The 12,459-nt window shown below is 53.1% G+C and carries 7 protein-coding genes, 1 other RNA gene and 1 pseudogene; 4 read left to right on the forward strand and 5 right to left on the reverse strand.

All coding sequences use genetic code 11. From position 1 onward, the window contains the following. The first annotated feature begins 203 nt into the window (after positions 1–203). From LOY50_RS04010 to LOY50_RS04025, 4 genes and pseudogenes are all read left to right on the forward strand, one after another. Positions 204–1,221, forward strand: a pseudogene (locus LOY50_RS04010) (Fic family protein). Positions 1,222–1,237: 16 nt separating this feature from the next. Next, positions 1,238–4,348, forward strand: a complete 3,111-nt coding sequence (locus LOY50_RS04015; protein WP_258690350.1) for a type I restriction endonuclease subunit R — start codon at positions 1,238–1,240, stop codon at positions 4,346–4,348. Further along, entirely contained in the window at positions 4,342–5,976 is a 1,635-nt protein-coding gene (locus tag LOY50_RS04020) for a class I SAM-dependent DNA methyltransferase (RefSeq protein ID WP_258690351.1), read from the forward strand. Before LOY50_RS04015 ends, LOY50_RS04020 begins: the two co-directional genes overlap by 7 nt. Further along, a complete protein-coding gene (locus LOY50_RS04025) occupies positions 5,969–7,240 on the forward strand; it encodes a hypothetical protein (protein WP_258690352.1) in 1,272 nt (423 codons plus the stop codon). Before LOY50_RS04020 ends, LOY50_RS04025 begins: the two co-directional genes overlap by 8 nt. A gap of 147 nt (positions 7,241–7,387) precedes the next feature. On the opposite strand, the gene LOY50_RS04030 is transcribed toward LOY50_RS04025, so the two are convergent. From LOY50_RS04030 to ssrA, 5 genes are all read right to left on the reverse strand, one after another. Then, positions 7,388–8,323: a restriction endonuclease gene (locus tag LOY50_RS04030; RefSeq protein ID WP_258690353.1), complete on the reverse strand. Its 936-nt coding sequence runs from the start codon at positions 8,321–8,323 to the stop codon at positions 7,388–7,390. Positions 8,324–8,429: 106 nt separating this feature from the next. Further along, entirely contained in the window at positions 8,430–8,696 is a 267-nt protein-coding gene (locus LOY50_RS04035) for a hypothetical protein (protein ID WP_103308917.1), read from the reverse strand. Continuing rightward, positions 8,693–9,673, reverse strand: a complete 981-nt coding sequence (locus LOY50_RS04040) for an integrase domain-containing protein (protein ID WP_258690354.1) — start codon at positions 9,671–9,673, stop codon at positions 8,693–8,695. The genes LOY50_RS04035 and LOY50_RS04040 overlap by 4 nt, the downstream gene beginning before the upstream one ends. A 946-nt stretch (positions 9,674–10,619) precedes the next feature. Then, entirely contained in the window at positions 10,620–11,876 is a 1,257-nt protein-coding gene (locus LOY50_RS04045) for an integrase domain-containing protein (protein ID WP_258690355.1), read from the reverse strand. Positions 11,877–12,063: 187 nt separating this feature from the next. Then, positions 12,064–12,459, reverse strand: a transfer-messenger RNA (tmRNA) gene (gene ssrA, locus LOY50_RS04050).

The raw sequence follows: 12,459 nt of genomic DNA on the forward strand, positions 1-12,459 counted from the left end.
TGGAGCTCAAAAAACTGAAAAGCCCCCAGCAGCCCTGAAAGCCCCGTATTTACTGAATTCCAGGCACAAAAAAAGACGTCCGTGGACGTCTTTAGATGATGAAGTGGTGGGCCGGGGTAAGTTGAATTAGATCCGTAATATATTGTTTTTAATGTAAAACTCTGGTTTTACTGATCGGTTGGAATACCGGCTGGAATGCTTCAGTGCTACCATTTCTCCCCAGTGAGAAGATTGAGTGCTCAGGTTTAGTGGCAGTAACAGAGTATCAGGGCAAGCAACAGTTATACGTCGCAGTCCCCCGAAGCCCTCAAGGGCCTGCGCCAGATCGCCTTGGTCGAATTCAGCAAGATATGCAACCGATTGGAAGGTGTTGTTGTCGCGTCCTCACGACTGAAGTCTCTGGATCCGCAATGCAGCACCGAAGAGTCGCTTCGAACAGCAGATCGCCGGCTACCGCGATGCTCTGGCGTTGATCCACGAATCGGCCGCACACATGACCTTCAACGAAGGCGCGGCGCTGTAACTGCACAGCATGATGTATCGGTGTATGCCGCTGCCCTGCGGACGCTGGAAAGCCGCCAAAAAATGATATTATCGAACACCTTCCGGACGGCACGTCACGGCCGCGCGTCCAGCCAGTAGCCGCTCATTTGACGCCGATGGCCGTGGCCAACTGGACTCGGTACTCTCCACCGCACTGGATCAGCACCTGGCCGACCCACTGGGGCTAATACCGCTGGCGATACTTGACCTCCTATGTATTTACACCTTCCAAGACGGCAATGGCCGCCTCTCTCGCTTGCTGAGTCTGTGCTGCTCTACCAACTCGACTACGCCGTGGGTCGCTATATCAGCCTAGAGCGCATCTTCGAGGACGCCAAGGAAGGCTATACCAGACACTGGAAGCAAAATCACAGGGCTGGCATCAAGGGCAACACGACGTCAAACTCTGACTCGACTACTTCTGGTGAGCTCTGCTGCGGGCCTACCGCGAGTTTGAAGAGCGTCGGCACCATTGAGCGCTTTCGAGGTAGCAAATGCCACCGGGTTCGCACGGAAATCCTGGATCGAGCCCTGCCGTTTTCTATTTCGGAGATCGAGGAAACCTGCCCAGGCGTCAGCCGGGACGTGGTGCGGCTGGGGCTGCCGACAATGAAATCGGAGGAGTTGATCGAATCGACTGGCAAAGGGCGTGGCGCGAAATGGCGTCGCACGACGTAAAAAATAGGGACTTAGCATGAAGTTCAATGAAGACACCCGAGTCAAAATCCCAGTCATCCTCCATCTGATGCGGCTGGGCTATCAGTACCTGTCACTCAAGGATCAAACCTGGGATCAGAATACCAATATCTTCCCAACGCTTTTTTTTGCCGCCATAAGCAAAATCAACCCAGGCATCAAACCGGATGATGTGCATCGCCTGCTGGAAGACACCAAACTGCTGCTGGATAACGAAGACCTCGGCCGCGCTTTCTTTGAACGCCTGAGCGCTCGCTCCAATATCCGGCTGATTGATTTCGAAAACTTCAACAACAACAGCTTCCATGTCGTCACGGAACTGACCTGCCAGAATGGCGATGAAGAATTCCGGCCAGACATCACATTGCTGATCAACGGCATGCCGCTGGTCTTTATTGAGGTGAAAAAGCCCAACAATCGGGAAGGCATACTGGCCGAGCGTGATCGCATCAACAAGCGCTTTCAAAACCCCAAATTCAGACGCTTTGCCAACACCACCCAGTTCATGATCTTCTCCAACAACATGGAGTACGACGACGGCGACCCGGAGCCTGTACAAGGTGCCTTCTATGCCAGCAGCTCCTACCATAAGCCGGTCTTCAACTACTTCCGCGAAGAAGAAGTACTGAACCTGACGGCCCTGCTCAAGCCGCTGCCGGAAGCGGAAGAGATCAGGGTATTGAAAGACAACAACCTCGAAGTGATCCGTAACAATCCCGAGTTCCAGACCAACAAAGATCCGAACCGGCCAACCAACCGTATCTGCACCTCATTGCTTGGCAAAGAGCGGCTGGCATTTATCCTGCGTTACGCGCTCGCCTATGTGTCGGAGGCTGACGGGCTGCACAAGCACATCATGCGTTACCCGCAGCTATTCGCCACCAAGGCCATCGAAAGAACACTCGATAACGGCATCAAGAAGGGGATTATCTGGCATACCCAGGGCAGCGGCAAAACCGCACTGACCTTCTACAACGTTCGCTTTCTGACCGACCATTTTCAGAAGCGGCAGATCGTTCCCAAGTTCTACTTCATCGTCGATCGGCTTGATCTACTACAACAAGCACAGCAGGAATTCATCGCACGCGGCCTGACGGTTTACACCATCGATTCGCGCGAAGCCTTTACCCGTGCCATCAAGGCAACCCAGGTGATCCACAACCATTCGGGCAAACCGGAAATCACCGTGGTCAACATCCAGAAATTTAAGGACGACCCGGATGTCGTTTCAACCAATGACTACGACGTCGCCATCCAGCGCGTGTACTTTCTTGATGAAGTACACCGCAGCTACAACCCCACGGGCAGTTTCCTTGCCAACCTGAGCCAGTCGGACACCAACGCCATCAAGATCGGTCTTACCGGCACACCACTGCTGGGCGACGACTACAACTCGCGGGCGCTTTTTGGCGACTACATCCACAAATACTATTACAACGCCTCCATTGCCGACGGTTACACGCTACGCCTGATCCGGGAAGAGATCGCCACTAACTACAAAATGGTGCTGCAACAGGCGCTGGAAGACGTGGAAGTCAAAATGGGCGACGTAGACCGCAAGCTCATCTATGCCCATGCAAGTTTTGTCGAGCCGATGCTGGACTACATCGTCACCGACTTTGAAAAAAGCCGGGGCACGCTTAACGATGCCAGCATTGGTGGCCTGGTGATCTGCGACAGCTCGGAACAAGCCAAGCAGATGTTCGACATCTTCAACGCGGTCTATGCACCAACTTCCAGCGCACCTTATGAAGTCAAGGACTCCGCACAAATCCTGATTGCTGCCGCCAAACCAAACAGCTATGCCGCCAGAGTCAGGCTGGATAACAAGGTCAAAAGCGCAGCGCTGATCCTGCACGACATCGGCACCAAGGAAGAACGCAAAGACTGGGTGGAAGACTTCAAGGCAGGAAAAATAGACCTCCTGTTCGTCTACAACATGCTCCTCACCGGCTTTGATGCCAAGCGCCTGAAAAAGCTGTATCTGGGCCGGGTGATTCGCAAACACAACCTGCTGCAGGCGTTAACCCGAGTCAACCGCACCTACAAGGATTTCCGTTATGGCTACGTGGTGGACTTTGCCGACATCAGCAAAGAGTTCGAGGCAACCAACCAACGCTACCTAAAAGAGTTGAACGATGAACTCGGCGACGAAATGGAGCACTACTCCAAGCTGTTCAAATCCCGCGAAGAAATTCAGCAGGAAATTGAGCAAATCAAAGATGTGCTGTTCCGCTTCGATATTGAAAACGCCGAAGTCTTTGCCGACCAGATCAACCAGATACAAGATCGGCACACCATCCTGGCACTGAAAAAGGCACTGGAAAATGCCAGAAGCCTCTATAACCTGATCCGCCTGCAAGGCGAGTATGGCGCTCTTGATGAGCTGGATTTTGCCAAGCTGAACATTCTGTATCGGGAAACCTGCAACCACCTGGACATGCTCAACCTCAAGGAAAGCATCGAGCAAGGTGCGGACACCACTAACCTGCTGAATGTCGCCCTTGAGGATGTCATCTTCAAATTCATCAAGATCGGCGAAGAAGAACTGGTACTGGCCGACCAGTTGAAGAACACCCTGCGCCAAACCCGCGAGGCGCTGGCCAGCAACTTTGACCAGCAAGACCCGCAGTTCATCAGTCTCAAGGAAGAGCTGGAACGCTTGTTCAAGAAAAAGAACCTCAGCGAAGTCACCCAGGATGAAATGGTCGCCAATATCGGCGCATTGGAAAAAATACATGTACGTGTAAAAGAGCTAAACCGCCAGAATAACCAACTCCGGCAGAAGTATCTGGGCGATGCCAAATACACCCGCATCCATAAGCGCTTGCAAGAGCGTCAAAACAGTAAAAACGACATAAATGAATCAGAACGCAAAATATTCGCGGCACTTACCGGGGTAAAACAGGACGCCGACGAACAGGCGCTGAATAACCATCAGATATTGCTCAATGAAAACTACTTTGAGCGACAAATGATGCCACGAGTCATAGTCCGATTCCTGGATGAGCAACAGATACAACTTAACCCCGACACCTCAGATTACATCAACCATTTGGTCGTCACCGAATACCTGAATGAATACAATAGTGGAGCACGTTCGTGGTAGAGTTTGAATTTCAACAGAAAGCCAAGGCATTGATCGACAGCCTGAAAAGCATTTGCGCCAACTATGGTTTGGGCAATGATGGCAACGAATTCAAGATCATCACCCAAGCATTTCTGTACAAGTTTCTCAACGACAAATTCGCCTACGAGGCGAAGCGAATCAAGCCTATCTTGGTTGCCGAAGCCAACTTGGGAGACGCACTGGCAAAGATGCCAACAACCGAACTGGAAATGCTGCAGCGGCGGATGGGCGGTGACACGGCTCGCCTGAAACCGCAGCACTTCATTAGTTACCTTTACAATCGGCAAGCCACCGCTGATTTCGCCAAGCTGTTTGACGATACCCTGCTGGATATAGCCACCAGCAACAATGACGTATTCGCAGTAAAAACCGATGGAGGGGCAAAAGTGGTGCTGTTTGAGCGTCTTAGCCAATACATCGCCGACGAATCCAAGCGTGATGATTTCTGCCGCGCCATTATCAACAAGCTGGTGGACTTCAGCTTCGAGCGTATCTTTACCCAAAAATTTGACTTCTATGCCACCCTGTTTGAATACCTGATCAAGGATTACAACAGCAATTCAGGTGGTAAATACGCCGAATACTTCACCCCCCATGCGGTGGCGCGCATCATGGCGGAAATCTTGGTGCCGCAGGCCACCCGCAGCGACGTACGCAACGTCAGCGTATACGACCCCTCCGCCGGTTCCGGTACCTTGCTGATGAACGTAGCCCATGCCATCGGTGAAAACCGTTGCAGCATTTACACCCAGGATATTTCGCAAAAATCCTCCAGCCTGCTGCGGCTGAACCTAATTCTGAACAACCTGGTGCATTCCATCCCCAATGTGATTCAGGGTAACACTGTGTTGCACCCCTATCACCGTAATGGCAAAGACCTGAAAAAATTTGATTACATCGTCTCCAACCCGCCCTTCAAACTGGACTTCAGCGATTTTCGCGATGCGTTGGACAGCAAGGAAAACAAGCAACGCTTCTTTGCCGGTATTCCCAACGTGCCGAAAACCGCCAAAGACAAAATGGCGATTTACCAGTTGTTCTTGCAGCACATCATTCACTCATTAAAACCCGGCGGTAAAGCTGCAGTGGTAGTGCCCACCGGCTTTATCACCGCACAATCGGGTATCGACAAGGGCATCCGCCAATATCTGGTTGAGCACAAGATGCTGGCGGGTGTGGTTTCCATGCCTTCCAATATCTTCGCCACCACCGGCACCAACGTCTCCATCCTGTTTATGGATGCCAGCAACAAAGACAAGGTAGTGCTGATTGACGCTTCTAACCTTGGCGAAAAAATCAAGGACGGTAAAAATCAGAAGACCGTTCTCAGCCCGAAGGAAGAGCAGCGCATTATTGATAGCTTTAATTCCAGAGAGGCCATAGAAGATTTTTCCGTGACTGTAAGTTATGAGGAAATCGAAGCTAAAAATTACAGCTTGAGTGCAGGTCAGTATTTTGATGTTAAAATCGAATACGTGGATATTACTCCAGAACAATTTTCAGAAAAAATGCAGGGATTTAGCAGCGATCTGAACAGATTATTTGGTCTTTCTCATGAATTGGAAACTAATATTCAAAAGCAGTTGGCGGGATTGAAGTATGAGTAATTTGAAGAGGTATCGGTTTTGTGACCTCTACACAATGTCTTCCGGGATCTCCTCTACAAAAGAGCAGGCCGGGCATGGCAGCCCATTCTTGTCATTCTCTGTGACATTCAATAATTATTTCGTACCAGATGAATTGACCGATTTGATGGCCACATCTGATAAAGAAAAAGAGATCTACTCCATCAAGAGTGGCGATATTTTCCTTACTCGAACTAGTGAAGTCGTTGACGAGCTCGCCATGAGCTGTGTGGCGACCAAAGATTACGCAGGCGCTTCATATAGTGGATTTTTGAAGCGACTTCGCCCAACGCAAACTGATATTACATACTCAAAATTTATGGCTTTCTATCTAAGAAGCCCAATGTTCAGAAAAACCATGACAAACAACGCCGTCATGACACTTAGAGCGAGTTTGAATGAGGCAATATTTTCGTATTTGCATCTTCTATTGCCTGACTTTGATGACCAGATTAAAGCTGGTGATCTTCTTTATCTTTTAAACGAAAAGATCGAGCTCAACAACCGCATCACCGCCGAGCTGGAAGCGATGGCAAAAATTCTGTACGACTACTGGTTTGTACAGTTCGACTTCCCAGACGCCAATGGCAAACCCTACAAAACATTCGGTGGTAAAATGGTCTACAACCCAACCCTGAAGCGGAAAATCCCGGAGGGATGGGAGGTCAACAAACTTTTAGAAATAACATCTGCTATTCGGAGAGGAGTTTCGCCGAAATACACAGAGAAAGGCGGAATATCCGTTCTAAACCAGAAATGCGTGAGAGAACACAGAATATCCTTCGAAGATGCACGAAGACACCAAGCTGAAATCAGAACGGATGATGACCGGCTACTAAAAATTTTCGATGTTGTTGTTAATTCAACAGGTGTCGGAACTCTGGGGAGAGTGGCGTTTGTAAAACGTTTGCTTGAAGAAAAAACTACGGTTGACTCTCATGTGTCGATTGTGAGAGCGGACAGTGAGAAAATATCTCCGCAGTATCTCGCCTGGACGATGATAAGATACCAACCGATCATTGAGGCCGCTGCAAATGGTTCTACTGGGCAGGTTGAACTGAGCAAAAGCTTTTTAGAAAATATCAATGTAGTAATTCCGGCAAAAAAACTTACCTTTGGATTCGAAAGTATCGTCAACCCCATTGTCAATGAAATGGCAACTAGGGAGGCGGAAAATGAAAGTTTGATAGACTTGCGCGACTGGCTTCTCCCCATGCTAATGAACGGCCAGGTCAAAGTAATATAACGGAACAAAAACGGGAGAGATTTATTTGTTCTGCGCTTGATGATGAATAATAAATCTTGTCCGCTTTTTTCAAGTTACCCCCTTTTGATTTTCATGTGACGGGGTCTATGAAGTGCTTACAATGGATTTGGGCTGTCGAGCGTCGGCTTAGCCGAGCGATTCGTCGAAGTAATCGCTATCGAACCTGGGCACTTTGTAAAGCTGCGAGCTGACCCCCACCTCGTGGTCGAGCATCAAGTTTACCAAGCGTTTACCGTCGACCAGTACCAGCCCCTCGACCGAGTGCGCGAAGTCAACGGCCTGGGCGGTGAAGCCTGAGGTGGTAATGAATACACCGCGTTTGGCTTTCTGCCCGGCCAGGGCGCCATAAAACGCTTGCAGGTCGGGACGCCCAACGGTGTTCTGCCAGCGCTTGGCCTGCACGTAGACCTTTTCCAGCCCCAGTGCGTCCAGCGAGATGACGCCGTCGATGCCACCGTCGCCACTGCCGCCGACTTGTTGCAGAGCCTGCCGGTTCGCGCCATAGCCCAGGCTGTGCAGTACGTCGAGTACGATGTGCTCGAAGCGCGTAGGGCTGGCTTGCAGCAAATTGTCCAGCAGGTCTCCCGCGACGCTGGTGCGCAGCTCGAGTATGGCTTGGTTTAGGCGCTCCTGCGGGCTGCTAGTGGCGAGGTCGGTCTTGGCAATAGGCTCTGACGTGTCGCTGCTTTCATCAAGCGAGGCGGCGTCCGGTGCTGTCTTCAGCTTCACGCTCATAAAGTTCACAGCTAGGTGCTCGACTTGCTCTGGGCTCAACGGCGTCGGGTTTGCCTGAGCGAATGCGCGGCCGGTGTCGGTCAGCTGCCAGTAGCCACGCTTGGCGCTGCTGGAGTAGCCAGCACGCTTTAGCCGATCATGCGCCCAGCCTGATCGATTCTTGTAGGTGGCCTGGCCACTTGCGATGGTCTCCTGCCGCTGTGACTCGCTTAGGCCAAGAGACATGGCGGCGGCTTCGTGAGCCTCGCTCGCGGTGGACCCGTCAGGATGTGTGGCGAGAAAACGTAGGATGGGCTCTATGAACTGGTCGTAGGTCGGGACTGCCATGGCTCTTTCTATTCCTGATTAGAGGCTTAGTCTAACGTAGCAGCTCAGCGACTGCGCTTTGTCTTATTGAGCCAAATTGCTGATCTCAACGCGCTGCCTACCATATTCACACCCAAGACTTTTCTAAGCGACGAGCGAGCAGTCGCAGGGTGAGGAGGTAGTAGTACCGCGTTGCATTGCTGCGCCGGGCTAGACGCTTTTCGAGGAACCAAATCACATGTTTCCTCTGCCAAGTCCAAGGCGTTTCTCGCTGCCAGCGCTCTGCAATCTCAGCCTGGATGATTTTCGCCTGTCGTACATGGCGTTGTCGAGTTGCGTGCGAGCCCGTCAACACCGCAGACAAGAACAGCTCCATGTCGAATGACTTGCTCATGCGCACCCTCCAATGTAGGCAGCGACCACGTCGATCCGGCCGTGCCCCAGTTCATAGCTGATTTGCCTTCGGGCCTCACGATCAAGATTCCTGTCTACCTGGCAACATTGGCCGCCATTGATTGGCGCGGGGTATTGGGTTATCTGCTCGTAGCGCTCACATGCGTACGCCGCTCGTAGCTCATGGAAGCCTTTGAGGCTGTGCCCATGGAGGATGTCCCGCGCAGGTCGGACGAACTCCTGCAGAACCTCCAGGTAACGTTCGTTTGGTGCAATCAGGTTGCGGCTACCCGCAGGTGACACCTGCCGTGCAAACCCAAGTGCACCTCGAACATGGTCGTCCACCGCAATCCAACGTGGCGCCGAGGCACCGGCGCGGCCGCCTTTGGTACCATCCTGAATGTTAATCCTGCCTAGCTCGTTAGCCTCACGGTTTAGCCGCGGCAGGTCAGCCAAAATGGCCTCACGCAAGCGCATGCCGGTGGCTCGCGCCAACAGAACAATCGCGGCGGCCCGTAGCTGATGTTGGCTGCAAAGCGCATCGACGATCTGCTTAACCTGTTCGCGGTCTTGACCTTGGGGTAATGAATGTCGAACCCCAGTGCGCTGCATACCCAACGCCTTGCTCGGACTTGGCAATTTCACGCACTGATCACCGCGAAGCGCCGCCATGGTCCTGTTAACGCTAGATAGCCGGTTTTGTGCGGTGCTGACAGCAAGTTCACCGCGCCTAACCACGTCGCGCAGATATGCCGCATAGCCGGCCAACACTTTCCAATCAATCTGCCGCGCATCATTGATACCGGGCCCCTGTTCGGAGCGGCACCACTTCACGAATGCCTGCCAGCGATCACAGTGCGCCTTGACCGTGCCGTAGTGGCCACCGCCGAACATGTCTTTCAGCGCCTGCGGCCCTGCGTAACTCAATTGTCTGCCGTAGCCGAAATTGCGGCCATCGCGTCTACCCACCAATGCCATACCGGTCACCTCATCTCTTGCTCTCCAGTCCTCGCCCCACGTCATCCCGCCAAGAATGCTGAGTGTTATCAGGGATCAAGGCCCCTGCGACCTGTGGGGATGTCCTCTAACGCGGGACTGGCGGCTCCTTACGTCCGGGAGCAAGGGCATCTCAATGATCTGGCCTCCTGAACACCGTTACCGGTGGGCGGGTGGAGGCAGCACTGGCTGACGAGACCAGCGCCTGAAGATCCTGAGGCAGGTGCAAGCAGCAATGCGATGACCGGGGCATGCCTGACTGTCAGTCAGGTGCAGTCCATTCCTTGGTCTGCGGCACCATCATCTAGATGGCTGTTGCTGGTGACATCGGCGTTTGTCACGCCGATTGTCACGAGGGGGAATGCCGCAAAGCCTTGTGCGATCGGGGCTGCAGCAGTGGTAGAAGTGCCCGTCTCTTTCCAGGCGAAAGAGACGGGCACAGGTTGGCGCAATATTCGGCCAAGCGGATAGGTTGCTGCAGGGCAGCGAGGTACGGTGTATCTGGCGCACGAGCGCTATATGTGTAAGAGCATCCATCACATGGGTAGTGACCGGGCGAGCTGCCGAATGCGAATCGCCCTTGGGGAGAACCACCGCGAGAGCGGCGTGACCTTTAAGGTTCGGATCACCTGGGGTGCTGTCATCGACAGCGTTTGCACGGCCAGTTCTACGCCTGTGGGTAAACCCGGTCAAGGGACGAAATTCAGCGCTCTTGGGGACGTGAAAAGCGGTTATCCATTGGTGGAATTCCGTGGTAAATCCCGGACAACGTCGTGGCTTTTAGCTTTTCAAAGTGAGGTCCATCCAAACAGGGCGGCTTTGCAGCCCTGTTTGGATGGACCCGTGTTCAAAAGCGGATAAGCGAGGCTGCCTGCCCCGAATCTTGAGCGCTCAAATGTTGCTGCTGCCATTCTTGCGCTGTACGGAGCTAGCGGATCGGCACCACGTTCTTGTCTCTGACTTGGCCGTATGCAGAGGCGAGCAGACTGCCGGTGGCGGCTTTCTGGATGTACTCACTCCACCAGGCCATCATCGGTCGTCGGCGTTCGATGTAGTCGGCTCGGTTGTAGGCGCTGCGCACCTCATCCTTGTCGACATGCGCCAGTGCGACCTCAATGAGTTCAGGGTCCCAGCCATGTTCATTCAAGATGGTGCTGGCCATCGAGCGCATGCCGTGGCTGACCAAGCGATCCTGGAAGCCCATGCGTTTCAACGCCATGTTGGCGGTCTGGCTATTGGCGTGGGTGCGCGGATTTCTGTCTGCCGGGAAGACGTATTCGCGATGGCCGCTGTGGGTCTTCATTGACTCCAACAGTGCGACAGCGTGATCGCTCAACGGGATGCTATGTGGGCGGCGCTTCTTCATTCGCTCCGCGGGGATAGTCCAGACACGCCTTTCAAAGTCGATGTCTGCCCAGCGAGTGGTCGCCGCCTCGGCGGGGCGAGTCATCGTGTGCAGCTGCCATTCGATCAGGCAACGGGTCGTGCGTTTGATACTGGCGTTGGCGATCTCCAGCATGAGCTCGGGGAGCTCTTCGGGCGGAAGCGCAGCCATATTCTCTTTCTTGGGCTTCTTGAATACTGCCCTGATCCCACTGAGCGGGTTGGCGAAGATCAGGCCGGAGTTTACGCCATAGGTCATGATCTCGTTTAGCCGCTGGCTGAGACGCTTGACCGTCTCCAGGCTGCCTTTCGCTTCAATCGGACGAAGCAATCCAATCACCATAGGCGCGGTGATTTTCGTCAGTGGTGTCGTCTTCAAATCGGGGAACACGTGCAGTGTGAGCGACCGCCAGATGTCCTCGGCGTAGGCCGGGGTGACCGAGTCTTTCTTGAGCTCGAACCAGGCGGTGGCCACGTTCTCGAAGGTGTGTTCCGTTTCTGCGCGCTTGGCTTCATTCAGCGTATTGCGCTGCACCTTCGGATCAATGCTCTGGGCGAGTAGCTCGCGCGCATCGACTGCCATCTTTCGTGCGTTCGCCAACGACAGTTCGGGGTAGGTCCCGAAGCCGATGTTGATGCGCTTTTTGGTCACTGGTTCTCGGTAGTTGAAATTCCACAGCAACGAGCCGTTGCTGCGTACGCGGAGCTGCAAACCGTCACCGTCTGTGAGGACGTAATCCTTGGACGCCGGTTTGACTCCCTTGAGCTGTCGATCGGAGAGGCGGAGGTTTTGAGCAGGCATGAGATTGTCCTCAGGCACTAATTCGGTATTCCAAAGATTAGCACCGGACGGACTGGAATACCGTCTGGAATACCCGAATGGCTGGAACTCAAAAAATCTCAGAAGACCGCAAAAGCGCTGGAAGCCGCGTGTTTACTGGCTTTCAGGCACAAAAAAAGACGTCCGTGGACGTCTTTAGATGATCAAATGGTGGAGCCGGGGGGATTTGAACCCCCGTCCGCCAGTACTCCGCTGTCGGTACTACATGCGTAGCCGTGTCTATTAAGTTAACCCTCAGCGACCCGACGGGCAGGGTGCTTTGGGCGAGTTGTGTAAGTTTTAGCCGATTCGTCCACAACGTACTGCACGGCGATTCCGTTCTATATGACAATCACTTTGGGTTTACGGACATCCCCTAATGATTGCTGGACCCGAAGGTACCAGAAGCTCAGGTCTAAGGCTGCTTACGCAGCGATAGCGAATTCCTGGCCGTAGTTTTCGTCATTGGCAACTATAGAAGTTGCAACAGTGGATTTACGAGTTCTGTTACCAACTCGGCATGCACCTAAAGTTTCGCAACCGGCGTCGAATCCTAAACGGCCCC

This window comes from Pseudomonas sp. B21-010, assembly GCF_024749325.1.
GTDB classification, from domain to species: domain Bacteria; phylum Pseudomonadota; class Gammaproteobacteria; order Pseudomonadales; family Pseudomonadaceae; genus Aquipseudomonas; species Aquipseudomonas kilonensis.

What these genes read in the sequence shown, in the direction of transcription:
- LOY50_RS04015 (WP_258690350.1), top strand. Translation starts at nt 1,238, where the DNA reads ATGAAGTTCAATGAAGACACCCGAGTCAAAATCCCAGTCATCCTCCAT.
- LOY50_RS04025 (WP_258690352.1), top strand. Translation starts at nt 5,969, where the DNA reads ATGAGTAATTTGAAGAGGTATCGGTTTTGTGACCTCTACACAATGTCT.
- LOY50_RS04030 (WP_258690353.1), bottom strand. Translation starts at nt 8,323, where the DNA reads ATGGCAGTCCCGACCTACGACCAGTTCATAGAGCCCATCCTACGTTTT.
- LOY50_RS04035 (WP_103308917.1), bottom strand. Translation starts at nt 8,696, where the DNA reads ATGAGCAAGTCATTCGACATGGAGCTGTTCTTGTCTGCGGTGTTGACG.
- LOY50_RS04040 (WP_258690354.1), bottom strand. Translation starts at nt 9,673, where the DNA reads ATGGCATTGGTGGGTAGACGCGATGGCCGCAATTTCGGCTACGGCAGA.
- LOY50_RS04045 (WP_258690355.1), bottom strand. Translation starts at nt 11,876, where the DNA reads ATGCCTGCTCAAAACCTCCGCCTCTCCGATCGACAGCTCAAGGGAGTC.